The organism is Niallia sp. FSL W8-0177 (genome assembly GCF_038006285.1).
Lineage (GTDB): Bacteria > Bacillota > Bacilli > Bacillales > Cytobacillaceae > Niallia > Niallia circulans_A.
Genome location: NZ_JBBOUX010000001.1, coordinates 2,010,283 through 2,035,296, shown reverse-complemented (window position 1 = coordinate 2,035,296; position 25,014 = coordinate 2,010,283). Strand labels below are relative to the sequence as shown.

The following is a 25,014-nucleotide window of genomic DNA, read 5'->3' as shown; positions in this document are numbered from 1 at the left end:
ATTTGTGGAAATTAGACAAGGACATATAGATGATTTAGCTGCAATTATGGAGATAGTAAAAAAGGCTTTAGTTATTATGCAAGAGGAAGGTAATGATCAATGGTCTCATAAATATCCAAACGAAGCCAGCTTCCTGGCTGATATCGAAAACAATAATCTTTTTTTAGCTATTATGGATGATAAAGTCGTTGGATCCATTACAATAGATCAAATTGGCGGTAAAAGTTATGAGAAAATTAATTGGAGCTATGATAATAAGGAATACATGGTTATACACCGATTAGTCGTTGATTCTGATATCCGTGGAGGCGGCATTGCAAGTAATTTATTAGCATTTGCTGAAGTGTATGCGATTGAACAAGATATTTTTTACTTAAAAACGGATACATATTCATTAAATGATAAGGCCCAAAACTTATTTGTGAAGAATGGATATAATAAGGTTGGTTCGACATTTTTTGAAGGGAAAGACAAACCGTTTTATTGCTATGATAAATTATTTCTATAATTATAATCAGTCATTTTAAAGAGGATAAAGGAAAGGAGGGAAGTCTACATTCCCTCCTTTCTCATTTCTTTACAGGGGAAGGAAAGCTGCAATATTCCATTCTCATATTTCTTGTTGATCTCTTTTTCCTTTACATATGCGGGTATTTTTATATTCTTAATGAAATGTTTATTCTGCCGTTCTTTTGATAGATAGGCACAATCAGGAATGATGGTTTGATAATAACCTTCTATACGCAGCTGATTGTTATTTAAATGAATCGAAAGCTGATTCAAATCTATCCCTGGTAATTCTATGTCAATATAATATCGAGAATGAAATAGATAAAAATCGCAAGCAGGAAAAGCATCACTATTTTTTATGGATGCAGCTGGATGGGAGAACCACTCTTTTTCACTTGGTTCAAACATATCTTTCCAGTAGTCTTTCTTATGACTATTCTCTGAAAATTGATAGATTTTTTTTAAGTTATCAAAACTCATAAATTCTCCTCTTTCTATTAATTCATTTCTGTAACATCAATCTCTGAATAGTGAATATCAATATTCTTTAGAATTCTTATTTCCAAAATATCATCCTTATAAAGTGCGACAGATCCTTTTTTACGAACAATTGCTGGAAGGGTAATTGTATGCTTATCTTCAAATAAGGGAATATGTTGTATAATTAGTTGATTGGAAGTATAGAAAATTTTAATATGCTCTAACCAACTGCTATCGAGGATAGGGATTCGGACATAGACATGATGATGCGTCTCAAAAACAATATAATTAAATTTTTCGGCATGGTTAATGTTATCTTTACGAAAATTTGCTTCTTTTGAAAAGCTTTGGAACATTTTCTCTGGTTCCATTTTTTGCAGAGATTCAGGCATGAGTTTATCCATCATTTCTTGCACATACTTTTGGATATCTTGCGGATTCATTTGGTCCATTCTACTTTTGGCGTCTTTATTAAAAGGGAATAAATTCCACGGGAACATTGGAAATTCATCCTTTCTCACTTACAAATATATGCTTATTTTTTATTGTATTCATACATGCTAAAAGTGTGTATTTGCCTAGAGGAAGATTAGGATAAGGTTTCGTTTTAAACAGCGAGGCTTGGCGCTCGCTCATGGAAAGCAAAGTATATTCAGTTTGTATGTAATTTTCCAAAAACCTGCTTTCTAAAAAAATCCCCAAACAATTAAACGAATTTTTTAGTGTGTACGTATAATTGTTCGGGGGTATTTGGTTTAAAATTCTTATGTCTCAGCTTTTTTATTTTTATATTGTTTATCACTAAATTTGTGTTTTTGAATTTTAAATAGTCGGCTTGTTAAGAAAATTGCACCGGTTGCAAGGCCGATAATGAGACCAATCCAATAGCCGAAGGGGCCTAAGTTAGTGTAGGCAGCAAGAAGATATCCGCTAGGTAGACCTATCACCCAATATGATAGAAAACTCATGAGAAGGGTAACATTTACATCTTTATACCCTCGCAAAGCTCCTTGGATTGGTGCTTGAATTGCATCAGATAGTTGAAAGAATATCGCGTAAATAAGAAAGTGGGCTGTTAATTGGAGAACCTCCCAGTCATTTGTATAAATACCAGCAATGTTAGTTCGAAACGTCAAAAGAATCATTCCACTTATAAATGCGATGCTTATAGCAAGCCCAACACCTAACCAACTATATGTTTTGGCATCTTTCATACGTCTAGCTCCCACTTCATAACCAACTAGAATGGTTAATGCGGTAGAAATGCTGAGGGGAACCATATACAAAAGAGATGCAAAATTAATTGCTGATTGGTGGGCAGCAATTGTATTTGTATCATAATTGCTCATTAAAATCGTTACTGCACTAAAAATACTTGTTTCAAAGAATACAGAAAAACCAATCGGGACGCCAATTGTCAATATCTCTTTCCATTTACTCCATGATATAGTCGGAAAGTGGCTAAATAACTGAAAAGCTACAAAAGGGTGTTTTTTATGAACGATATAAACCGCAATAAAGAGCATAACCCAATAAGTAATACTTGTTGCATACCCAGTTCCCACTCCACCTAATTCAGGAAAAATCCAAATACCATTGATCAGTGCATAATTTAAGAGAATATTAATCGGTATTGCAATTAACGTTATAAACATGGAAATTTGCGTCTGGCCAAGAGAATCAATAAAAGAACGCAGTACAAAGTATAGAAAAATAGGTATAATTCCGGTACTCAATGCGATTAAGTAATGATATGCGACTCTATAGACATCCTGTTCTAAGCCGAGATTTGCAAGAATTGAATCTAAACAGAAATAACCAATAATTAATAAGGCGATAGCCATAGTAAAAGATAAGTATGCTGCTTGGATAACAGAAAAAGATACGCCTTTTTGCTCATTTTTCCCCATTAATTGGGAGACAATTGGAGGTAAAGCCAGCAATATACCACTAAGTCCTGTATATATTGGCGTCCACAAGGAGCTGCCGACTGCTACTCCGGCTAAATCAACAGGACTATAATGTCCAGACATCGTCGTATCAAAAAAACTTAATGCAAAAATACCAACCTGCGTAACCAATACAGGAAATAAAATAATAATCATTTGAGAAAGCTTTTGTTTTATAGAATATGTTTGTTTCATCTGCTTGTCCTCTTTCTTAACAATAACGTTTCGTATTATATCATATATAAGGAGATTGAAGGAGAGAAAAAAACGAAAACTTCTAAATTGTTCGCAAATAGGAAGAGGAATCGCATTCTTTTTTTACTTGCAAAGTATTAGTATTCCCCTTATCATGAAAGTTAAAAATATGAAAGGGTAGCACCGCTTTTTTCTATTCAATTGGTGTAGATAATGGGATAGCAAATACTTTTAAGTACCTATATGTTTTTTGTTACCTGATTCATAAATAAATAAGCATATGCTTATTTATAATACATAAAATGAGGGTGGATAAAATGAGTAACAAAGACCAATCTTTAAATGTATTATCTTTAAAAGAGACAGCAGATGTGTTAAAACTGCTTGGAGATAAGACAAGGTTATCAATTGTTAGTTTGTTGTCTGAACAAGCATGCTGTGTATGCGAATTGGTAGAAATATATAATATGTCGCAGCCAGCTATCAGCCAGCATCTACGTAAAATGAGGGACTTAGGGATTGTTAAAGAACAGAAGAAAGGTCAATGGGTCTTCTATTCATTAAATAAAGCAAGTCAATATGATGGATTGATAAATGAACTTTTACAGCATATACCAAGTCAGCATGGAAAAATGACAAGGTTAAAAGAAAAAGGCATTAAAATATTATGTAACTAATGGAGGTAGTCTTGATTTGCTACACACATTTTTAGCAATTATTATTTTTTTATTAACATTAACTTTTGTGATTTGGCAGCCCAAAAACCTTTCTATTGGTTGGTCTGCTTGCGGGGGAGCGATATTAGCTTTATTAGTCGGGGTAGTAGATTTTCATGATGTTGCAGATGTGACTGGAATTGTTTGGAATGCAACACTTGCATTCATCGCCATTATCATCATCTCCCTTATTTTAGACGAAATAGGTTTTTTTGAATGGGCAGCACTACATATGACTCGAATGGCCAATGGAAGCGGGCTAAAAATGTTTTTCTATGTTTCCCTTTTAGGTGCTCTTGTGGCAGCATTATTCGCAAACGATGGTGCAGCGCTTATTTTAACACCGATTGTGCTGTCAATGGTTCGAGCATTAAAGTTAGAAGAAAGAATGGTTTTTCCATTTATTATGGCAAGTGGTTTTATTGCGGATACCACGTCCTTACCCCTAGTCGTCAGTAATTTAGTAAATATTGTTTCTGCTGATTTTTTTGGAATCGGATTTGTTGAATATGCTTCTAGAATGATTATACCAAATCTATTTTCTTTATTGGCAAGTATGCTTGTTCTATATCTCTACTTCCATAAGAGAATTCCTAAAATATATGATTTAAACCATCTAAGGTTGCCAGCAGAAGCTATTAAGGATCGACAAATGTTCCGGATTTCCTGGATAATCTTAGCCTTTCTTCTAATTGGATATTTAGGCAGTGAAGTTCTGGCGATTCCGGTATCCGCTGTTGTTGGCGGCATTGCTCTTGTATTTCTTATTTTTGCAAGACGAAGCAAAGCAGTATCTATCAGAAATGTAATAAAGGGAGCTCCATGGTCAATTGTTTTCTTTTCGATCGGAATGTATGTAGTCATTTACGGACTTCGTAATGTAGGGTTAACAGGCTTGTTATCAAGTCTTATTCAAGTAGCTGCCGACCAAGGCTTGTTGATTGCGACAATCGGTATGGGATTTATTGCAGCTGTTATTTCTTCTATTATGAATAATATGCCTACTGTTTTGATTGATGCTTTAGCTATAGCGGATACAAATGCAACAGGAGTAATAAAAGAAGGCTTAATTTATGCTAATATTATCGGCTCTGATTTAGGACCAAAAATCACGCCTATAGGTTCATTAGCAACTTTATTATGGCTTCATGTATTGTCGCAAAAAGGGGTCAAGATTTCATGGGGAACTTACTTTAAGACGGGAATTATTTTAACCATTCCAACCCTTTTGATTACATTAATTGGTTTATACTTATGGCTATCGATCATTTCTTAATAGACATAAGAAAAATCGTTTATGGGAACAGTACTGGCAAAGATAAATCATAAAATACACTATTATTTTTAGGAGGGTGATCATGAAAATTGTTATCATAGGATCAGTAGCGGCAGGTACATCAGTAGCGGCAAAAGCACGGAGAAATGACGAGCAGGCAGAAATCACACTTTATAATGCCGATTATGACATTTCTTACTCCGGTTGTGGGATTCCTTATTTCTTAGGCGGAGAAGTTGATGAAATAGAAAGTTTAACACCGAGAAATCCAGCTTGGTTTAAGAAAAGATATAATGTAGATATTTTTGTCAGGCATGAGGTTATCGCTATCGATGTAAACCGTAGAAAGATCCAAGTGAAAAACTTGGATACAGATGAAGTGATAGAGGATATTTATGATGTATTAGTATTTGCAACAGGAGCATCACCTTTAACGCCACCAATAGAGGGGGTAGAAAAAGACCATGTTTTCCACCTTCGAACCATTCAAGATACAAGTGCTATTGACAGGTTTATAAAAAAGAAGGAGCCAAGAAGAGCTGCAATTATAGGTGCAGGGTATATTGGTTTAGAGATGGCTGAACAGCTAACAAACAGAGGGTTAGAGGTTACATTAGTACAACGCAGTAATCACATATTATCACATATGGATCAAGATATTGTTACATATGTAGAAGAACATCTAGTAAAAAAAGGGATTAACCTTCTTTTGAATGAGGAAGTTAGTGAAATAACAACTAACGAAATAAGAACAAAATCAGGAAATGTTATAGAAACAGATTTGGTTATTTTAGCAACAGGGGTTAGGCCTAATGTTCACTTAGCAGAGTCAATCGGTGTAAATATAGGACATTCTGGTGCTATTGCCGTAAATAATAGGATGCAAACTAACTTACCTAATGTATATGCGGTAGGGGATGTTGCAGAGAGCTATTCTCTCATTACCGGTAAATCATTATATCGGCCATTAGGAAGCACAGCAAATAAAATGGGAAGAATAGCCGGTGATGTTATAACAGGGGGGTCATTAGAACATAGAGGCATTTTAGGAACTGCTATTCTTCGTGTTTTTGACTTAGCTGTTGGACAAACTGGTATGAACGAAACGGAAGCATTGGAGGAAGGCTATGATATAGAAGTTCTCCATAATATCAAGCCTGCAAGAGCTGAGTATTTGGGTGGTAAACAATTAGTCATTAAGGCAATTGCAGATCGCAAAACAGGTAGAATTTTAGGTGTACAAATAGTAGGGGAAGAAGGTGTCGATAAAAGAATAGATGTTTTTGTTACAGCCATTACATTTAAAGCAAAAGCGGAAGATTTATTTCATCTTGATCTTGCATATGCCCCGCCTTTTAGTACGGCAAAAGACCCTGTTATGTATACTGGAATGGCTTTGCAGAATGCTATTGAAAAGAAAAATCAATTAATCACGCCAAAAGATTTAAGTGAAAGGATAGAAAAGAGAGAGGCTATTCAAGTTATTGATACACGCTCTGCAAAACAATTTAATGCTTCATGTGTGGATACAGCTATTAATATCCCTTTGGGTGATTTGCGAGAGAAATGCAAGGAACTAGATCCAAATCTACTCACTGTTACCTATTGTAATAGTGGTGTAACCGGAAATGCTGCCCAAAATGTACTACGTAATTTAGGATTTATGAATATCTATAATCTTTCTGGTGGAAATAAGAATTATCAAAGTTATAAAAAGAAGCGATAATTTACTATGGTATTCATTCATAGGCGAGAATGAATACATGGAGGATTTCTCCATCCAATTTTCGTTGAGATTATTATAGAAGAATAAAAATAAGATCAGTGATAGTTATTTTTCTATCGACTGATCTTATTTTAGTATCGGAGCTAAATTACGCCTCTCTACAATCATTTGTCGTCTCTTCCGTATTTTGACGTAAAGTGTATAGAGTAAATAAATCTTTAGGAATTTCGAATAGTTGATAAGGGATTCCAGAAGTATTTAAAATTTGTAACAGATTACTTCTTGTTTCATTTGCTGAAACCGCATAGGGAAGCTTTTCAGCCGCTTTTAGTGAGCGGATATTATTACTTCTAATTCGCATTAATATACTTTCAATATTCAGCTCAAAAAATGCTTCAGCAAAGAATAATTCTTTTGCTATTTGATTGTATCCCATGCCATGATAAGGTTTTCCCAACCAAGTACCGAGGAAACCGATATTTTCGTTTATATCATATAGATTAATGGTACCAATCGGATTTTGCCATTCATCTAATATCGTTCTAGAGATAAGTTCTCCTCTTTCTTCCGCTTCTATTGTCTGCTTGGTAAGAAAAAGGTATTCTTCATATGAATAAGCTTTTTGACGCACGAAAGGGAAGACATCAGGGTGCGTCATTAAAGGATATAACGCTTGACATTCCTCAAGATCTCTTTTTTTTAACACAATAATCCCTCCAGTTGAGGGCAGAACTTATTCATGAAAAAGAAAAAGCCCACCCTCGAAATTTTTAATCCATTTGAAAAAAAATTTCGGGGTGGGAATCGAACCCACTAGAACCAAAGCGGTGGCGCACCATTTGCCTTCCCATCTTTAATTATTATCTCATGATAACAAATTACTTTTCTATATCATACAAAATTTCGGTGAAATTGAAAATAGGAAAATACAAACAAATTGTAAAATTTTAATGAAATGATGTAAAGAAAGGTAAATTATTTCACTATAACAAAGAGGGATGAAAACTTCCGCCAATTAATTGGACATAAATTATTTCAAAATGAAACATTTATATGAAATAATCGTATATAATAACATAGCAATTATTATTTTAGTTGGAGGTTTCTTTCATGGATTTAAATAAAGACAGATCATCAAATGATGATAGAGTTTTTGCGATGTTGATTTATGTGTCTAGTTTTTTTACTACTTTTATCGGGCCATTAGTTATCTGGCTCGTGAAAAAGGATTCGCCTTTTGTGGATTATCATGGTAAAGAATATTTTAACTTTTTAATTTCTTATGCCATTTATTCCTTTATAGCATGGATTCTTGTGTTTCTTTTAATAGGATTTATTATTTTACCAATAATCGGAATCATGGCATTTGTATTTACAATTATCGCTGCCATTAAGGCTTATGAAGGCCAGGATTATCATATTCCTTTAACGATTCGTTTTATCAAATAATCATTGTTAGATCATTAACTGTTTATAAAATGACAGCCTATTCGTTTAAATCAGCGACCAATTTCGGTGACCCGCTTTTTAACGAATAGGCTGTCATTTTTCGGTTTTTATATTTCCACAATCAATACTTACTAATAGATTAGACTCTTTTAAAATTTTTCTTCTAATTAATCATAGATTTCAATAGGAATTAATAGAATAAGAAGAAAGAGAAAGATAAGTGCACAGCCGCGCTAACCTTTCATTACAAGAATGGATATAAAGGAGTCTTCATGATGAATATTGAAAAATACTATAAATATACAGCCATATCTTCCTTGAACGCTAGTTTAATTAGTTGTATTCCTCTATTCCTTTTTATAGGCATATTTTTATTGAATCATTCAAGTATTACTTTTCTTTACCTTTTAGTCCCATTTGCAATGTACAGTGTAATTTGCTTTTGTCAATTTTATTTACATAAACAGCGTTTAGAGAAAATGGATAATTTTTTCTCCGTAGGACAGGCAAGATCCATTTTAAAATCCAATACGGTAGTTTTATCTTTTTTACCTGCCCCATCCTTAAGAATGATTGTTTTTGATAGAGAAGGACAAGAGATAGGGGAAATAAAAGATGAAAAATTCTCAGTCATTCGTTGGTATCTACCATTCTTATTCGATCGATTTTATACAAAATCGTACGGCTTTTATAATACGCAAGGAGATCTCCAATATGTTTTTACCTTAAAAAGAGACAGAATAGATATACAGAATAAGGATAAAAAAATAATCAGCAGAATTTTAGAAATAAAGACCGAAAAACGATTAGTGAACCAATTTCTTTATGGGGAAGACACAATCATAATGAAAAAAACCTTTGGTCACATGGAGTACCAGTTTGAGCAAGAAGATGGTCATAAATTAGCTCAGTTAAGAAAGGGCTGGATGCCGAAAGAATGGGCAAAACGTTTTCAAGATCCTAATCTGCCGCTGTTGACAATTGATCACCACGCGTCTGATAAAGAGGTTATTCACCTCTATGCGATATTAACAAAGTTATTCGCCTATACGAATCATTAATATGGGTGGAGTTGAGCATAGAAAGTTTTCCTTTGATAAGCTGATTTAATGAAAACTGACTAAATAATAATAAACCACTAAAAGGAAAGTAGGAAAAAATGAGTATTTTCTCCTGAAAAACATTGGCAAAACATTGGTAATCTGCTATCATAATTTCTTGTGGCTACCTTATTGAATGCTAAAAGTCATGTCAATCATTGGCATGCTTATATTGTATTTATAGGGAAGCGGGTAGGGAGAGGGATACAACTAAATAGGTATATCTGATGAAAGATTATATTTTTTCATTTTTTCAGCTAAAGGAAAGTCAAACATCCATTAAACAAGAGGTACTTGCAGGGATTATTGGGTTTTTTACTGTTGTATACATCGTGGTAGTAAACTCCTTAATCTTAGCAGAAGCAGGTATTCCGTTGGAAGCAGCAATCATTGCAACCATTTTAACATCCGTTGTTGGCTGTTTTTTAATGGGCTTATATGGAAATGTGCCCGTTTTGCTTGTACCTGGTATGGGTATCAATGCTTTGTTTTCTTATACCATTGTAAATTCAATGGCTCTAACCTGGCAAGAAGCGTTGGCAGTAGTGTTTGTTTCTGGAATTCTCTTTATGATTGTGTCTTTTACCAAACTAGCTAGAATTGTAAGTGATTCTATTCCTGTTTCGTTAAAAGAATCGATTAGCGTTGGATTAGGTCTATTTTTAATGCTAATTGGTTTGGAAAAAGGCGGGATAGTAGAAAGAGGAACAAATTCAATTATTGCCTTAGGATCTTTTAATGATTTACATGTATTGGCAACAGTACTCACATTTTTAATAAGTATTATTCTGTTTTTAAGAAATGTGAAGGGAAACTTTCTTATTACGATTATTGTTGGTACTTTCATTGCTTGGCTGTTTGGACTGATCAATGTAAACGCAGGAAGTAGCCAATCGATTCACCTTCAAGAATACAGGAGTGTGTTCGGCCATCTGTCTTTTGATAAACTTGTAACGATTCCTTTTTGGATTGCCGTATTTTCTCTTACAATGGTACTTGTGTTTGAAAATATTGGATTGGTCAATAATCATGTTCAATTTATAAACAAACCTAAGCGATTTCAAAAAGCTTTTCGAGCTACTTCTATTTCTGTTTTTCTATCTAGTTTATTTGGCACAAGTCCAACGGTAGCTACTGTGGAAAGCTCTGCAAGTATGACTGCTGGTGGGAAAACAGGCTTAACCGCTGTAACGACAGGTTTTCTGTTTATTTGTTCAGCATTTTTTATTCCTGTCATTAAATTAATCCCAGACAGTGCCATTGCACCAATTTTAATCATTATTGGAGGGTTAATGCTGCAGAATATCCGAAATCTGGATTTAAAGGATTTAAGTGAAAGTTTTCCTAGCTTTTTTATTATTGCGATGATTCCGTTTACGTACAGTATCGCAGATGGCATGGCTATTGGGTTTATTCTTTACCCGATTTTAAAGATTGCATTAGGGAAAGCGAAAGAAGTTTCACTGCCTTTGTATTTCATATCCTCATTATTTTTGATTAATTTTGTACTTCAATATACACATTAATCTAAGACACGTCCATTCTGAAATTTGAAGTTATTTTCTTATTTCAGAAGTTGTCACTAGCAGTCTGACATCACTCGTTTGTGTATGAGTATATGCTTTTTGTCTCAGCAGCTTTACTCTATTTAACGATATGTCAGACTGCTCTATATATTTTTAGAATTCCCCGTTTTTTTCAAAAAACCTTTTAGAAAAATAGTATGCAAAAAAGTTCTTTTTTCTAGATAAACTATCATTTTTATTATCAAGGTCCTAGAATCAAAGCATCTATTCTTCATTCCCTTTAAATACAACTTAGATAATCCTTAAACTTTCATGATGACATTTTTTTGTGAAAAAATTATTTTCTTACAAGCAAGGTTCGACAACCTTCTACTTATAAATTTATTAAAATGACAATAACTAAGCGTAAAAAGATTGACGGAGGTAAATAAATGGAAGTTTTTGTGGCGAGACAGCCACTATTTAATCGAATCGAAGAAGTTTATGGATATGAACTACTTTATAGACATAACAATATTAATTCCTTCCCCAATGTGAATGGTGATCAGGCAACGACAGATGTTATTATTAATAGTTTTCTTAATATTGGAATAGATAAATTATCAGATGGTAAACCTTGCTTTATTAATTTTACTGAGAATTTATTAGAACTTAAGCTTCCTACATATTTTCACCCAAGGGATATTGTAATAGAAATTCTAGAAACAGTTGTTCCGAGCCAAAAAATAATAGATATTTGTTTAGAACTCAAACAATTAGGCTACAAACTAGCTTTAGATGATTTTATTTTTGAGAAAAGTAACCCATACTCTTATTCTTTGCTAAGATTAGCAGATATGATTAAAGTCGATTTTCAAAATACGACAAAAGAAGTGCGAGCAGAAATAGAAGATGTTGCTAAAAAGCATCATCTTGAATTAATTGCTGAAAAACTTGAAACAAGTTCGGAGTATAAACAAGCAAGAAATAGAGGCTATCATTATTTTCAAGGTTATTATTTCTCAAGACCATTCATTATGTCTTCCCATGATGTGCCAACCTATATGCCGACGTATTATAAGATTCTTGAGCTACTACATGATGAAAATCCAGACATAAACCGTATTTCTAAATTGATCGAACAGGATATTTCTTTATCCTATAAGCTTTTAAAATTAATTAACACACTAGAATATGGAGTAAAACAAAAAGTAACTAGTATTAAGCATGCCATTATATATATTGGGCTTAGAGAACTTCGAAAATGGATTTATATTCTTACAGTTAGGGAAAAGGACTGGAAGAATGGAATTTCTTTAGAAGTGATGCATAATTGCTTAATACGTTCTAAAATGTGCGAATCAGTAGCAAAGCTTGTACCGGGAAGGATAGAATATGGAAGTTTTTTTTTGACGGGCATGTTCTCTCTTATGGATACCATTATGAACAGGGATATGGATAGCATTCTTTCCGATCTACCATTGGATGAAACAATTGTACAAGCTTTATCAGGACAGAAAAATGTTCAACAAGACGTGCTTCAATTGGTCATTGCAGCAGAAACAGCTGACTGGCCCGGAATTGCACTTGGTTGTAAAGAATTAAATATTCAAGAAAAAGAATTATTTAAAGTATATGCAGAATCTATTTCATGGGCAAAGAAGCTATTAGATGATGATTATTTATATGGATGAATGGAAATGACCTTAACGACTTGATTATAAGCTGTTAAGGTTTTCTCTTTTTTAGTCAGGAAGAATTGATTGCAGGTTAGACAAAGGAACAGTAAAATAAATAAGAAACAAATTCAGCTTGGAGGAATTATGAAATGAATATAAAAATTACAAAATGTCATGGAAGTGGCAATGATTTTTTAATAATAGATGAAATTTCAGACGCCTATCAGTTTTCCGAAGAAGAAAGAACGGAGATAGCTAAAACGTTATGTAATAGAGGTTCTTCTTTAGGGGCGGATGGTATTCTTTTTGTAATGCCTAGTCAAGTTGCGGATGCAAGAATGAGAGTTTTTAATGCCGATGGTTCCGAAGCTTCCATGTGTGGAAATGGGATTCGTTGTGTCGCTCGATATGTTTGTGAACTTCTTCAGGTAGAGGAAGCAGTGATTGAAACAATGAAAGCTAATTTAGAGGTGAAAAACGAAGCAGATATTTATCCTAATATTCCAACGTATTTGGTAGAAATATCTCCTGTATCTTTTCAAACAAAGGACCTGCCATTACAGGTAGAATCGACTACACTAATAAATGGGAAAATTCCGGGATTAAATAATGATTTATTATTTACTGCTTTAGCTGTGCCTAATCCACATTTAATTACACTTGTAGATAAAGCAGTACTTGATTCTGATATTCAAGAAACATTAAGTAAATATGTGAATGGTCCGAATGAGTATTTTCCAGACGGTGTAAATGTTAGCTTTGTATCGATATTAGAAAAAGGTAACATTTATGTACGTACATACGAGAGAGGGGTAGGTTTTACAAATGCTTGCGGAACTGCTATGTCTGCTTCAACCCTTGTTTCCATACTAAATGGGTTTAATGAAGAAAATACCTATGTAGATGTGTATAATAATGGAGGCAAAGTCCGCTGTTATGTTCATCATCGTAATGATCAATATCGTATTGATTTAATTGGCAATGCCACTTATGTTTATCGTGCTGATGTATCGTTTAAATGGGATGCGATGGAAAGTTTTTCCGTATCGAATAAGTCCTATTTCGAGGAAGAAGCTGTTCAATATAAAAAACTGCAACAAGAAGCAAAACAATATGTCGAAAACCATTTAAAATAAATTTGCAGAGAACAGTAGTTGGTTAGTATGGGAGGAAAAGGTTAGGTCTATTCAACATTATGTTATGTGGAATAGGAACTGACCTTTTTGTTACCGTCTTGAGAAGATTTTAAACTGATTAGAAAATGGACAATAACCTGCATTTTTAGCAGGAAAATAGCAAGGATAAGAGCGCCAAAAAGAGGAAAACTAGACAAAATCTTGTATAATTTTTTTCCATTTGCAAATGGTAAGGATAAAAGGAATAAAGGACATGAAACCAATAAAGCCGTTTGAACCACTACTAACAGAAGCAATTCCAAAAGGGGATCAATGGATAGCTCAAGTTAAGTGGGATGGAACAAGAATTCTCTCCTACTATGATGGAGAGAACACAAAATTATTTAATCGAAAGAAAAACGAAAGAACGCAGCAATATCCTGAATTACTAAAGACTAGTTCCTTCGTACAGGCAAAAAATTGTATTCTCGACGGGGAAGTTATTGCTTTGCAGGATGGGAAACCATCCTTTTATGAAGTAATGAAACGGGACAGAGTGAGAAATCTTGAGCGATTAAGTGGTCTGCAAGAAGAGATTCCCATTACCTATATGGTTTTTGATATCCTGTTCCTCGATGGACAGTGGTTAGTAGATAAGCCGTTACTGGAAAGACAAAAAATATTGCATGAAAAAATAGCTGAGACGAAAGTTGTTCGACTTGTTGAAAATTTTGCTGATATGCAAGGTTTATTCACTGTTTGTCAACAACATCAGTTGGAAGGAATCGTCTGCAAGGATCTTGGCAGTTCCTATGTTCTGGGCGGAAAAGATGCAAGATGGCTTAAGAGAAAAAAAGAGCAGGATTTAATTGCTATAGTGGGAGGAGTAACAATTAAACATAAAACGGTTCATTCTCTCCACCTCGGGTTATTTGATGAGTCAGGACAGTTAGTTTATATTGGAAGTGCCGGTTCGAGTAAATTGACCGCAAACGACTGGGCTGCTGTCTCCAAGGCGATTGAGCCAATCATTATAAAAGAAAGTTCTTTTGTTAATCTTAAGGAAGCGAAAGATGGAGTCTGGCTGCGACCAGCACTCACTGTCAAAATCTCCTTTTTAGAATGGACAGAAGGCAAAACATTAAGGCATCCAGTCATCGAGTCATTTGTCACTATTCCCATTGAAGAATGCACATTAGAATAACAACACGCATATCTAATAGTATTTTAGAAATAAGCCCAAACATTAGACAGAAAAAATTCCGTACCATTGTTTGGGCGTTTATTGTCTTTATGTTTAAATACAAGGATTTGATAATTTGTTTTCGCAATTATCTATTTAGATGTTTTCCTGTCCCTTCCTCGTTTTGTATATTTGTTAACACATCTAGTACTTGCTGGAAAGGTTGTTTTTCTTTTGCCTCAAAATAACCAGCGAAAGAATGAATCCCATTTTGAAGTCTTTGTAATACAACATCCATTGAAAATTGACTAGGATGAAGATCTTCTGTTAATTCATCCCATGCAATTGGGCATGCAACATATCCGCCTTTATTACCGCGAATGGAATAGGGAGCGATAATTGTTTTTCCTTCACTATGTTGGATGTAATCAATGTATAATCTGTTTCTGCGGTTTTTCTTTAATCGTTCTATGGTGAAAAGCTCTGGATTTTCCTCAATCATATAATTAGCAATAAATTCTGTGAATAAACGTACTTTTTCATAAGTAAATGTTCTTTCTGGAAGTGGTAAATACACCTGAATTCCTTTATTTCCTGATATTTTCACAAAAGATAAAAGCTGTAATCGTTCCAAAATCTGTTGCAGAACTTTTGCAGCTTTAATAGCCATATAAAAATGTTCCACAGAAGGCGGGTCTAGATCAAAGACAATTTCAGAAGGCATGCTATTAGAATAAATTGTTTCAAAAGGAATGTGAAATTCAAACGCTAATTGATTTCCGAGCCACATAAGCGTTTCTACATTATTACAAACAATATATTCTATGTCTTCGTTTTTATATGTTTCCACATAAGAAGGAGCGTAGTCTGGACATTGTTTTTGATAGAAAGATTCGCCAAATAAACCATGGGGAAATCGAATCGTAGTCAATAAGCGATTTTCTAAAAAAGGAAGTAAATATGGACTGACTTCTTTTAAATATAAAATATAATCAAGTTTCGTAATCGTGGTATTGGGAAAAAGAGGTTTATCAGCATGAGTAATAGGCGTAGACTCTGTTGCGATAACATTCTCTAATGTACAGTCTTTCCAATCTTTATTATATAAAAATTGGATAAAAACAGGATTGTTTAGTCTATGCTGTTGAAAAGAGGAAAACTGTAATTCTACGCAAATTCCGGGATCTAGAAAATAAAAGTTGTCATCTTCCTTTATAGCATGTTCTTTTATAATCTGTAATAATGCTGTTTTTTCTGCTCTTTTTAAGCCATTTTGAAAAGAACCTACAGGGATTATGTTCTCATTTCCAATGACGCTGACACCAAATGAGTCTGTTTTTTTATGATAATTACTAATAAAAAATGCAGCTTTATGCATTTGTCTATCCTCCTGATTTGACTATCTCTTACTAGTATAACTATTTAAGTACATAAGTATGAACAGTGTCTGTTACCAATAATTAAATAGTATGAAAAAAAACCGGTGACACAATGTATAAATAGATAGAAGTAAAGCGATGATGAATTTTGCTTTTGCATTCAACTAATGAGATGGGAGAATAAATATGCATACAATGTGGAAAGGAAATATAAGTTTTGGACTAGTTAGCATACCGATTAAGCTGCATTCGGCAATAGAAGATAAAGATATTAAGCTTAGAACACTTCATAAGGCTTGTCATGCCCCGATTAAATATGAAAAAAAATGTTCTGCTTGTGGAAATGAAGTTGCTCCAGAAGAAATCGTGAAGGCATATGAATATGCAAAGGGAAAATATGTTGTCCTTGATGAAGAAGACTTGGAAAATTTGCGTAAAGAGAATGAAGATAAAGCAGTGGAAATTATTGATTTTGTGAAGATGGAAGAGATTGATCCCATTTACTTTGAAAAATGCTATTATATGTCTTCCGGTGAAGGGGGGAACAAGGCTTATGCCTTATTAAGACAAGCTTTACTTGAGACAGGGAAAGTTGGAATTGCGAAAATTATTATTCGTTCCAAAGAGCAGCTGGCAATTATTAGGGTGTATGAAAATACCCTCGTAATGGAAACCATACATTTTCCTGATGAAGTTCGTAAAGTGGACGATGTACCAAATGTTCCGGAAGTAAATCAACTCGAGAAAAAAGAATTGGAAACAGCGATTTTATTAATTGACCAATTAACAACAGAATTTACTCCGGAGAAATATACTGATGAATACAGAACAGCTCTTCTTGAATTGATTGAAGCGAAGAAAGCTGGCAAAGAGGTAGTGACAGGCACAGATAAGCCAAGGGAATCTAATGTCATGGATTTAATGGCTGCACTACAAGCATCTATTGATAATACAAAGCCTAAGAAAACTGAGGAAAAAAAGAAAAAAACAACAAGAAAGAAAGTTGTAAAAGAAGCTTAAAAAAGAAAAAGACAAGGTGCTAGCTTTTACTATTTTAGGAATAGCTAGCACTAAAATATAACAGCGAGGGATTTACATGGAGAAAAGAATAACATCAAAATATATCGGTATAATGTTAGCAATTATCCTGATTTTTAGTGGGCTATTTTATATTATTGCAAGACATGTAAAGAGCTCTGATATTATTTCATTTGACGAGACAATCATCCACTTTACGCAATCATTCATTTCAGAAGATTTAACAATATGGGTTGAAAGAATTACCTTTTTAGGATCTAGTCTGTTTATTGCAGCCGCGATACTAGTTATTACAGTACTTTTACTATGGAAGAAAAAGTATGCTTTGGTTATTTTTTTCATTTCAACTAATAGTTTTGGTGCATTATTAAATACACTTCTTAAATGGTTCTTTAAAAGAGAGCGTCCGGATATATTGCCTGTTATAATAGAAAAAGGCTATAGTTTTCCAAGTGGACATTCTATGGGTTCGCTAATTTTCTTCAGCTCATGTGCATACTTATGTATACATTTGCTTAAATCTACTGGGAAGAAAGTGCTGGCTTACATAATTGCCTGTTTTTTTATTCTTTTAATAGGGACAAGCAGAGTATATTTAGGTGTCCATTATCCAACAGATGTTGTTGGTGGCTACTCAATAGGTATCGCCTATTCTGCTGTTTGCATATTAGCATTTCGACTATATGAATTTAAATCGAAACGCTAGTGTGAATGCAGAATGAATAATAATTAAGCGGAGAAGAATGAAATATTTTTGGGGGAAATGAAATGAATCAGCATATTATTCCAGCATCATCCAATATGAAGGAATTTGAAGCATTTTTAAAAAGTGATTATGAAATTGGCGTATTTTTAGAAGTACATGTTTCACAGTTAAAACATATAAGTTTGCTTGCAAAAAAAGCAAATAAGAAAATGATTTATCATGTTGACTTAATCCAAGGATTAAAAAGTGATGATTTTGGAACAGAGTTTATCTGTCAAGAATTTAAACCATATGGACTTATATCTACAAAATCATCGGTTATCTTAAAAGCAAAGCAGAAAAACGTGATAGCAATCCAAAGGGTATTTCTCCTTGATAGTCATGCAATAGCGAAAAGCGTTAAGCTAGTTCAACGAACACATCCTGATTATATCGAAGTGCTTCCAGGAACAATGCCTTGGATGATTAAAGAAATAAAAGAGAGTTTAAATGTACCTATTCTTGCAGGTGGTTTGATTCGCTCGGATAAGGATATAAGTAATGCAATTGAAGCAGGGGCTACTAGTATAACTACTTCAAAAAAAGAATTATGGCAAAAAATAAAGTAAATAATTTTTTTATAGTGAAAACGATAAAAATAATTGACAGACTGTCAGGAAGCGTTTACAATTACCTTACAAGTTAATTTAATGTGTTGGAGAAAAGGAGATACACGCAGTAGTCACCATAATTTTAGTGGCTTAATCTGTCGTGCTCTCCTTTTTTGCATGTTTTAATGACAATCACTCTGTAATTATGCTAAAAATAAATATTAGTATGATGGTAGTTTAGGGGTAATTCATTTTAAGATAATTATCAGAATAAAACAGAGTGAAACAAGGAAAAGGGGGATTTTGATGTCTGCGTTTATGGGAGAAGTTGTTGGAACCATGATTTTGATTATATTCGGGGGAGGAGTCGTAGCTGGTGCGAATTTAAAGAAAGCGTTCTCTAATGGGGGAGGATGGATTGTGATTACTCTTGCCTGGGGGCTGGCGGTTACGATGGGAGCATTTGCTGTCGGAAGTATCAGTGGGGCCCACTTAAATCCAGCAGTTACCATCGCGCTGGCAATAACAGGTGATTTTGCTTGGAATCAAGTATTGCCATATATCTTGGCACAAATGATCGGCGCTTTTTTAGGTGCATGTATTGTATATTTACACTATCTCCCGCATTGGGGTGCAACAAAGGATGCGGAAGCAAAATTAGCAGTCTTTTCAACAGGTCCTGCTATTCCACATACCTTTGGAAATATATTAAGTGAATTGATAGGAACCTTTATGTTAGTGCTTGGGTTATTGTTTATTGGAGCAAATAGCTTCGCTGAGGGACTTAACCCGCTTGCTGTAGGTTTGCTTATTGTTGTAATTGGGATGTCATTAGGGGGAACAACTGGCTATGCCATTAACCCAGCACGTGACCTTGGTCCAAGAATTGCCCATTTTGTTTTACCAATTGCCGGCAAAGGATCATCGAATTTCCGCTATGCATGGATACCAGTTGTTGGTCCCATACTAGGTGGATCCCTAGCAGCCGTTTTTTATACGTATATCTTTAAAGGGGTTGTCTTATCAAGCTTTTGGATTGTGATAGCGATTACTGTCATTGTATTATTACTTGCATTTTTTAAGACAAAAGGGGAAAGTAAGAGTATTGGTAAAAAAGTAGCATAATCATTTACTAATGGGAGGTTTTATTTTATGGAAAAATTTATTTTATCATTAGACCAAGGGACAACAAGTTCTAGAGCAATTATTTTCAATAAAAAAGGGGATATTGTCCATGTAGCACAAAAAGAGTTTACACAAATATTTCCGAAGCCAGGCTGGGTTGAACATAATGCAAATGAAATATGGGGTTCTATTTTGGCAGTTATTGCGACAGTTTTATCAGAATCGGATATTAAGCCGGAACAAATAGAAGGTATCGGGATCACCAACCAACGGGAGACGGCAGTTGTATGGGATAAAAATACTGGGGCGCCAGTCTACAATGCTATTGTGTGGCAATCAAGACAAACAAATGAAATTTGCGAAGAACTAAAAGCACAAGGGTATAATCAGCTTTTCCGTGATAAAACAGGACTTTTAATTGATGCTTATTTTGCAGGTACAAAAGTAAAGTGGATTTTAGATCACGTGGATGGAGCAAGACAAAAAGCGGAAAATGGGGATTTATTATTTGGTACAATTGATACATGGCTAATCTGGAAATTATCTGGTGGGAAAGCGCATGTAACAGACTATACAAATGCTTCACGTACGCTAATGTTTAATATCTATGATTTAAAATGGGATGACGAATTACTTGAAATATTAACAGTTCCAAAGTCTATGCTGCCAGAAGTAAAAGGATCTTCTGAAATATATGCTCATACAGTGGAAGGGCATTTCTTCGGAAATAGAATACCAATTGCAGGAGTGGCAGGAGATCAACAGGCTGCTTTATTTGGTCAGGCATGTTTTGAAGCGGGAATGGCGAAAAATACTTATGGCACTGGCTGCTTTATGCTAATGAACACAGGTGAAAAAGCAGTAAAATCAGATCATGGCTTGTTAACAACAATCGCATGGGGAATAGATGGAAAAGTGAATTATGCGCTTGAGGGAAGCATCTTTGTGGCCGGATCTGCTATCCAGTGGCTAAGAGATGGATTGAGAATGATAAAAGATGCCAAAGATAGCGAAGACTATGCAAGCAGAGTAGATTCTACAGATGGAGTTTATATTGTACCAGCATTTGTTGGACTTGGGACTCCTTACTGGGACAGTGATGTTCGCGGGGCAATGTTTGGGGTAACGAGAGGGACAACAAAAGAGCATTTTATTCGGGCGACACTAGAATCACTTGCCTATCAAACAAAAGATGTTTTGGGTGCAATGGAGACTGATTCGAATATTCAAGTCAAAACATTACGAGCAGACGGAGGAGCCGTTCGAAATAATTTCCTTATGCAGTTCCAGGGAGATATTTTAAATGTTCCTGTAGAAAGACCTGTTATAAATGAGACAACTGCATTAGGAGCAGCTTATCTTGCTGGTTTAGCTGTCGGTTTTTGGAAAGATCAAAAGGAAATTGCGGAGCAATGGAGCCTTGATCGTTCCTACGAACCAAAAATGGAGGAAGAGACAAGAGAAGCATTATATACTGGCTGGAAGAAAGCTGTTAAAGCCACGATGGCTTTTAAATAAAAGGAATAGCTTTCTGTTTAAAAGTTTAATAAAATAGTATAAATACTATGAATATATAGATTAATATGATATAATAAAAACAAGTTAATATTTTTTGTCTGGAGAAATGGAGAGACCACAAAGCATTATCGTTTAATTGGTAATGTAGCTTTGTGGTCTCTTTTTGTTTGTGTTTAGATCATGTACGAACCAAATTGTTTTGAATGAATAACGTAAGGAAATTATTTAACTAACAAGTTTTTTAAGATATAGGGAGGGTTTTACTTTGCAAAAGAAGCCAAGTAGTAGAGAAAAAATGCAACAACAGTTAATGAATAATAAATTTGATGTGTTAGTTATCGGGGGAGGCATTACAGGAGCGGGTATCGCTTTAGATGCCGCAGCAAGAGGAATGGAAGTTGCTCTTGTAGAAATGCAGGACTTTTCAGCAGGAACTTCAAGCAGATCAACAAAGCTCGTTCATGGAGGTCTCCGCTATTTAAAGCAATTCGAAGTGAAGATGGTGGCAGAAGTAGGGAAAGAGAGAGAAGTGGTGTATGAAAATGGACCACATGTAACTACACCAGAATGGATGTTACTTCCCTTGCACCAAGGAGGAACGTTTGGTAAATTTTCCACCAATATCGGTTTAAGAGTATATGATTTTCTTGCTGGAGTGAAAAAGTCGGAACGTAGAAAAATGCTATCGAAAGAAGAAACCCTTGCGAAAGAACCATTAATTAAGAAAGATGGGCTTAAAGGTGGAGGATATTATGTGGAATATCGCACAGATGACAGTCGCCTGACTGTGGAAGTAATGAAAAAGGCAGTTGATTGTGGTGCAACGGCGATAAATTATACGAAAGTAGAGAACTTCCTATATGATAAAAACGGTAAAATAGAAGGTGTAGAAGTTAGAAATCTTATCTCTAATGCGGTTTACCCCATTTATGCCAATGTCGTGGTAAATGCAACTGGACCATGGGTTGATACATTAAGAACGATTGATGGAAGCCGAAAAGGAAAAACGCTTCAGCTGACAAAAGGGGTTCATTTAGTTATTGATCAATCTGTATTTCCTTTAAAACAAGCAATTTATTTTGATACACCAGATAAGAGGATGGTTTTTGCCATTCCGCGGGATGGCAAAACATATGTTGGGACAACAGATACTTTTTATAGTGAAGATCCCATTCATCCATCGATGTCGAAAGAAGATAGAGATTATCTTTTAGAAGCAATTAAATTTATGTTTCCTTCGATCTCTGTTTCCGCAGAAGATGTGGAGTCAAGCTGGGCGGGAGTGAGACCGTTGATTTTGGAAGATGGAAAAGATCCATCCGAAATTTCTCGAAAGGATGAAATCTGGGAGTCTGACAGTAAACTTATTACTATTGCTGGAGGGAAATTAACTGGTTATCGTAAAATGGCTGAAACAGTTGTTAATCTTGTTTCCGCTAGATTGCAAGAGAAGACGGGGAAATCATTTAAACAATGTATGACAAAGACAATGCCAATTTCCGGTGGAGATGTCGGTGGTTCAAAAGGGTTTTCTGCGTATATCCAGGATATTTTAACAAAAGGAATGAATGGAGGACTCTTAAAAGAGGAAGCAGAAAAAATTGCAAGACTATATGGCAGTAATGCTCCTATTCTTTATGAACTTGCGAAGGATTTAAGCGGGAAACATGAAGAACTTTCTCCGGTCCTACTTGCACGAATTCACTATGCAATGGAATATGAATTTGCAATGACTCCGACAGATGTACTCCTCAGACGGACAGGAATGCTGCTATTTGATATTGCAAAAGTAAAGGAAGTAAAAGATGCGGTAATTGAATACATGGCAGAATATTATGATTGGAGCGTCGAAAGGACTAATACTTTAACAGCCGAACTAGAAAAGGAAATACACAAAGCAACTGTACCGTTCGCAGGATAATTGAAAGTTAATAGGGAATAAGGCTATCCTCATTAAAACGTATATGATAGGTTGGTTAGCTGGAGGTGCCGCGCTTATGTGATTCATGCAGTCGCCTCTAGCTAACAACACGCCAGGAATCGCACTGATCAAATTGTGGTAATTAAGTGTATGAAATGGAGATTGATAATAGTAAGAATAACGATTTTTCCATCCACAAAATAATGTTTTTACAAAAATAGGGAAACTAATGGTTGACTATAAGCAAATTTTGCGATAAGATGTTCCTTGTATGTATTTGAGGTTTAACAGAATTTTGTAGAATTATTGTGTAAAGTAACAAGAAATTTATAAGTAAACGGAACAACTATATAATAGCATTCAAAACAATTACACTCCATTTATCTTCAAAAACACATTTAAATCCTTCCTAATGCGGATTAATCCTTCCATTATTTTTTCGAAAATGTATTTTTGTGTTCTGCACAATTCACCCTAAATTCACACTGGCACGGTCTAGGAACCGTAAGGATGAAAGAGAGGTAGGGCTTTCGTTGTTTTAGGCATTACACCATTTTAATAGATGTGTATTTCCTTAAATATATGCATTGCTTAATTGTATTCAATCGATGAATACACGAATGGGACCTTTAAATCTGAGTTGATCATCAGATTTAAAGGTCCTTTTTTATTTGATAAAGCTGATCTGGTACTTTCCTCTATTATTATAAGAAAATAATGGGAAGATTATTTTCTTTAAAAGGGAGCTATGATATGATACAAATGAACTTATCAATACATAGTGACTGACGACATAAATGGAAATAACCATATGGGAGCTGTGTATATGTATAGCCGGTCGTCTGGGCAGAAGGGCATAAAAGCACTTCTTTTTATAATTTACCAGGAGGTATATACATGTCGGAAAAATTAATTTTAGACGGAAATGTAGTAGCAAATGCAGTAAAGGACGAATTAAAAGGAAGAATAAGTGCTTTAAAGGAAAAAGGGATTACTCCATGCTTGGCAACGATATTAGTTGGCGATGATCCTTCATCCGCAACGTATGTACGAATGAAAGGAAATGCGTGTGCAAAGCTCGGCATAGATTCAAGAAAAATTCATTTAGATAAACAAACAACGACAGAAGAATTGTTAGCAACGATTCATTCATTAAATAACGATGAAAAGGTGCATGGCATTCTTTTACAACATCCCGTTCCAAGCCATATAGACGAACGGAAAGCATTTGAAGCAATTGCGATTGAGAAAGACGTAGACGGTGTTACTAGTTTCGGATATGGGCAAACAGCTTTAGGATTTGGTAAATATCCATCCTGTACTCCAGCAGCTATAATGAAAATTATGGAGCATTATAATATAGAAGTTAATGGGAAACACGCTGTAGTAGTAGGGCGTAGTCCGATTTTAGGGAAGCCTGTTTCTGCATTGCTTTTAAATAAAGATGCAACGGTGACAACCTGCCACTCGAGAACGGTTCATTTAGAAGATCATGTCAGACAGGCAGACATTGTGATTGCTGCTGTTGGAAAACCTAATTTTATTCAAGGTGAATGGATTAAACCAGGTGCTGTTATTTTGGATGCTGGCTATAATAAAGGCAATATTGGAGATGTTGATTATGAAGCTTGTTTAGAAAAAGCTTCTGCCATCACCCCAGTTCCTGGAGGAGTTGGACCAGTTACGATTAGTATGCTGTTAAAGCATACGGTTGATTCTGCAGAAGCAGCAATCGAGTAATAATGAAATCAAACAATAGAATATGAAATTTCTTAAGTTTTGAAAACGTTATTGACAAAAACGCAAAAAAATTATATTATAAATGTAACGCAATTAAGTTCGGTATATGTTTTA

Annotated in this window: 22 protein-coding genes and 1 riboswitch; of the genes, 17 read left to right on the top strand and 5 right to left on the bottom strand. The window is 34.7% G+C overall.

Translation table 11 applies throughout. The features are described from left to right. Positions 1 to 4 precede the first annotated feature (4 nt). The gene (locus NST77_RS10005; RefSeq protein WP_341122944.1) at positions 5 to 508 is read left to right on the top strand and encodes a GNAT family N-acetyltransferase; all 504 of its coding nucleotides are present in this window, start codon (positions 5 to 7) and stop codon (positions 506 to 508) included. Between the two features lie 44 nt (positions 509 to 552). Here NST77_RS10005 and NST77_RS10000 read toward each other — a convergent pair whose 3' ends face one another. The 3 genes from NST77_RS10000 to NST77_RS09990 all read right to left on the bottom strand — a co-directional run bounded on the left by NST77_RS10000 (position 553) and on the right by NST77_RS09990 (position 3,134). Next, entirely contained in the window at positions 553 to 990 is a 438-nt protein-coding gene (locus NST77_RS10000) for an Hsp20/alpha crystallin family protein (protein WP_341122943.1), read from the bottom strand. A gap of 17 nt (positions 991 to 1,007) precedes the next feature. Beyond that, on the bottom strand, positions 1,008 to 1,490 hold the full coding sequence (locus NST77_RS09995; RefSeq protein WP_095332069.1) for a spore coat protein: 483 nt from the start codon (positions 1,488 to 1,490) through the stop codon (positions 1,008 to 1,010). Positions 1,491 to 1,754: 264 nt separating this feature from the next. Beyond that, positions 1,755 to 3,134: an MATE family efflux transporter gene (locus NST77_RS09990; protein WP_341122942.1), complete on the bottom strand. Its 1,380-nt coding sequence runs from the start codon at positions 3,132 to 3,134 to the stop codon at positions 1,755 to 1,757. A gap of 317 nt (positions 3,135 to 3,451) precedes the next feature. Here NST77_RS09990 and NST77_RS09985 point away from each other — a divergent pair, with 317 nt between their 5' ends. The 3 genes from NST77_RS09985 (at position 3,452) to NST77_RS09975 (ending at position 6,852) form a co-directional block, all read left to right on the top strand. After that, on the top strand, positions 3,452 to 3,811 hold the full coding sequence (locus NST77_RS09985; protein ID WP_095333690.1) for an ArsR/SmtB family transcription factor: 360 nt from the start codon (positions 3,452 to 3,454) through the stop codon (positions 3,809 to 3,811). 16 nt (positions 3,812 to 3,827) lie between these two features. After that, positions 3,828 to 5,126: an arsenic transporter gene (locus tag NST77_RS09980; RefSeq protein ID WP_341122941.1), complete on the top strand. Its 1,299-nt coding sequence runs from the start codon at positions 3,828 to 3,830 to the stop codon at positions 5,124 to 5,126. A gap of 82 nt (positions 5,127 to 5,208) precedes the next feature. Beyond that, a complete protein-coding gene (locus NST77_RS09975) occupies positions 5,209 to 6,852 on the top strand; it encodes an FAD-dependent oxidoreductase (RefSeq protein ID WP_171509675.1) in 1,644 nt (547 codons plus the stop codon). 148 nt (positions 6,853 to 7,000) lie between these two features. On the opposite strand, the gene NST77_RS09970 is transcribed toward NST77_RS09975, so the two are convergent. Further along, positions 7,001 to 7,558: a GNAT family N-acetyltransferase gene (locus tag NST77_RS09970; protein WP_095333695.1), complete on the bottom strand. Its 558-nt coding sequence runs from the start codon at positions 7,556 to 7,558 to the stop codon at positions 7,001 to 7,003. Between the two features lie 404 nt (positions 7,559 to 7,962). Here NST77_RS09970 and NST77_RS09965 point away from each other — a divergent pair, with 404 nt between their 5' ends. The 6 genes from NST77_RS09965 (at position 7,963) to NST77_RS09940 (ending at position 14,904) form a co-directional block, all read left to right on the top strand. After that, positions 7,963 to 8,301, top strand: a complete 339-nt coding sequence (locus tag NST77_RS09965) for a DUF4870 domain-containing protein (RefSeq protein WP_047940478.1) — start codon at positions 7,963 to 7,965, stop codon at positions 8,299 to 8,301. Positions 8,302 to 8,576: 275 nt separating this feature from the next. After that, the gene (locus NST77_RS09960) at positions 8,577 to 9,362 is read left to right on the top strand and encodes a hypothetical protein (RefSeq protein ID WP_095333696.1); all 786 of its coding nucleotides are present in this window, start codon (positions 8,577 to 8,579) and stop codon (positions 9,360 to 9,362) included. 266 nt (positions 9,363 to 9,628) lie between these two features. After that, positions 9,629 to 10,927 (top strand): NCS2 family permease, encoded by a 1,299-nt coding sequence (locus NST77_RS09955; RefSeq protein ID WP_171509674.1) that lies wholly within the window; start codon positions 9,629 to 9,631, stop codon positions 10,925 to 10,927. Between the two features lie 431 nt (positions 10,928 to 11,358). Further along, positions 11,359 to 12,600, top strand: a complete 1,242-nt coding sequence (locus NST77_RS09950; protein ID WP_095333700.1) for an EAL and HDOD domain-containing protein — start codon at positions 11,359 to 11,361, stop codon at positions 12,598 to 12,600. Positions 12,601 to 12,734: 134 nt separating this feature from the next. Next, positions 12,735 to 13,721: a diaminopimelate epimerase gene (gene dapF, locus NST77_RS09945; protein WP_095333701.1), complete on the top strand. Its 987-nt coding sequence runs from the start codon at positions 12,735 to 12,737 to the stop codon at positions 13,719 to 13,721. Between the two features lie 253 nt (positions 13,722 to 13,974). Beyond that, positions 13,975 to 14,904 (top strand): ATP-dependent DNA ligase, encoded by a 930-nt coding sequence (locus tag NST77_RS09940; RefSeq protein ID WP_123257801.1) that lies wholly within the window; start codon positions 13,975 to 13,977, stop codon positions 14,902 to 14,904. A 127-nt stretch (positions 14,905 to 15,031) separates the two neighbouring features. Here NST77_RS09940 and ligD read toward each other — a convergent pair whose 3' ends face one another. Beyond that, entirely contained in the window at positions 15,032 to 16,261 is a 1,230-nt protein-coding gene (ligD, locus tag NST77_RS09935) for a DNA ligase D (RefSeq protein ID WP_171509672.1), read from the bottom strand. A 187-nt stretch (positions 16,262 to 16,448) separates the two neighbouring features. On the opposite strand from ligD, the gene ku reads away from it, so the two are divergent. The 7 genes from ku to NST77_RS09900 all read left to right on the top strand — a co-directional run bounded on the left by ku (position 16,449) and on the right by NST77_RS09900 (position 24,900). Next, positions 16,449 to 17,282 carry a non-homologous end joining protein Ku gene (gene ku / locus NST77_RS09930; protein ID WP_095333706.1) on the top strand — a complete coding sequence of 278 codons (834 nt, stop codon included), beginning with the start codon at positions 16,449 to 16,451 and terminating at the stop codon, positions 17,280 to 17,282. Between the two features lie 76 nt (positions 17,283 to 17,358). After that, the gene (locus tag NST77_RS09925) at positions 17,359 to 18,006 is read left to right on the top strand and encodes a phosphatase PAP2 family protein (protein WP_095333707.1); all 648 of its coding nucleotides are present in this window, start codon (positions 17,359 to 17,361) and stop codon (positions 18,004 to 18,006) included. A gap of 62 nt (positions 18,007 to 18,068) precedes the next feature. Continuing rightward, positions 18,069 to 18,614: a glycerol-3-phosphate responsive antiterminator gene (locus tag NST77_RS09920; protein ID WP_095333709.1), complete on the top strand. Its 546-nt coding sequence runs from the start codon at positions 18,069 to 18,071 to the stop codon at positions 18,612 to 18,614. A gap of 288 nt (positions 18,615 to 18,902) precedes the next feature. Further along, positions 18,903 to 19,721 (top strand): MIP/aquaporin family protein, encoded by an 819-nt coding sequence (locus tag NST77_RS09915; RefSeq protein WP_047940487.1) that lies wholly within the window; start codon positions 18,903 to 18,905, stop codon positions 19,719 to 19,721. A gap of 27 nt (positions 19,722 to 19,748) precedes the next feature. Then, positions 19,749 to 21,239, top strand: a complete 1,491-nt coding sequence (gene glpK / locus NST77_RS09910; RefSeq protein ID WP_095333711.1) for a glycerol kinase GlpK — start codon at positions 19,749 to 19,751, stop codon at positions 21,237 to 21,239. 295 nt (positions 21,240 to 21,534) lie between these two features. Then, on the top strand, positions 21,535 to 23,160 hold the full coding sequence (locus tag NST77_RS09905) for a glycerol-3-phosphate dehydrogenase/oxidase (RefSeq protein ID WP_095333772.1): 1,626 nt from the start codon (positions 21,535 to 21,537) through the stop codon (positions 23,158 to 23,160). 771 nt (positions 23,161 to 23,931) lie between these two features. Beyond that, positions 23,932 to 24,015: riboswitch (ZMP/ZTP riboswitch) on the top strand. 42 nt (positions 24,016 to 24,057) lie between these two features. After that, positions 24,058 to 24,900, top strand: coding sequence for a bifunctional 5,10-methylenetetrahydrofolate dehydrogenase/5,10-methenyltetrahydrofolate cyclohydrolase (locus tag NST77_RS09900; protein WP_249878381.1), 843 nt, complete (start codon positions 24,058 to 24,060; stop codon positions 24,898 to 24,900). The last annotated feature ends 114 nt before the right edge of the window (positions 24,901 to 25,014 follow it).

What these genes read in the sequence shown, in the direction of transcription:
- NST77_RS10000 (WP_341122943.1), bottom strand. Translation starts at nt 990, where the DNA reads ATGAGTTTTGATAACTTAAAAAAAATCTATCAATTTTCAGAGAATAGT.
- NST77_RS09995 (WP_095332069.1), bottom strand. Translation starts at nt 1,490, where the DNA reads ATGTTCCCGTGGAATTTATTCCCTTTTAATAAAGACGCCAAAAGTAGA.
- NST77_RS09990 (WP_341122942.1), bottom strand. Translation starts at nt 3,134, where the DNA reads ATGAAACAAACATATTCTATAAAACAAAAGCTTTCTCAAATGATTATT.
- NST77_RS09985 (WP_095333690.1), top strand. Translation starts at nt 3,452, where the DNA reads ATGAGTAACAAAGACCAATCTTTAAATGTATTATCTTTAAAAGAGACA.
- NST77_RS09975 (WP_171509675.1), top strand. Translation starts at nt 5,209, where the DNA reads ATGAAAATTGTTATCATAGGATCAGTAGCGGCAGGTACATCAGTAGCG.
- NST77_RS09965 (WP_047940478.1), top strand. Translation starts at nt 7,963, where the DNA reads ATGGATTTAAATAAAGACAGATCATCAAATGATGATAGAGTTTTTGCG.
- NST77_RS09960 (WP_095333696.1), top strand. Translation starts at nt 8,577, where the DNA reads ATGAATATTGAAAAATACTATAAATATACAGCCATATCTTCCTTGAAC.
- NST77_RS09955 (WP_171509674.1), top strand. Translation starts at nt 9,629, where the DNA reads ATGAAAGATTATATTTTTTCATTTTTTCAGCTAAAGGAAAGTCAAACA.
- NST77_RS09950 (WP_095333700.1), top strand. Translation starts at nt 11,359, where the DNA reads ATGGAAGTTTTTGTGGCGAGACAGCCACTATTTAATCGAATCGAAGAA.
- dapF (WP_095333701.1), top strand. Translation starts at nt 12,735, where the DNA reads ATGAATATAAAAATTACAAAATGTCATGGAAGTGGCAATGATTTTTTA.
- NST77_RS09940 (WP_123257801.1), top strand. Translation starts at nt 13,975, where the DNA reads ATGAAACCAATAAAGCCGTTTGAACCACTACTAACAGAAGCAATTCCA.
- ligD (WP_171509672.1), bottom strand. Translation starts at nt 16,261, where the DNA reads ATGCATAAAGCTGCATTTTTTATTAGTAATTATCATAAAAAAACAGAC.
- ku (WP_095333706.1), top strand. Translation starts at nt 16,449, where the DNA reads ATGCATACAATGTGGAAAGGAAATATAAGTTTTGGACTAGTTAGCATA.
- NST77_RS09925 (WP_095333707.1), top strand. Translation starts at nt 17,359, where the DNA reads ATGGAGAAAAGAATAACATCAAAATATATCGGTATAATGTTAGCAATT.
- NST77_RS09920 (WP_095333709.1), top strand. Translation starts at nt 18,069, where the DNA reads ATGAATCAGCATATTATTCCAGCATCATCCAATATGAAGGAATTTGAA.
- NST77_RS09915 (WP_047940487.1), top strand. Translation starts at nt 18,903, where the DNA reads ATGTCTGCGTTTATGGGAGAAGTTGTTGGAACCATGATTTTGATTATA.
- glpK (WP_095333711.1), top strand. Translation starts at nt 19,749, where the DNA reads ATGGAAAAATTTATTTTATCATTAGACCAAGGGACAACAAGTTCTAGA.
- NST77_RS09905 (WP_095333772.1), top strand. Translation starts at nt 21,535, where the DNA reads ATGCAACAACAGTTAATGAATAATAAATTTGATGTGTTAGTTATCGGG.
- NST77_RS09900 (WP_249878381.1), top strand. Translation starts at nt 24,058, where the DNA reads ATGTCGGAAAAATTAATTTTAGACGGAAATGTAGTAGCAAATGCAGTA.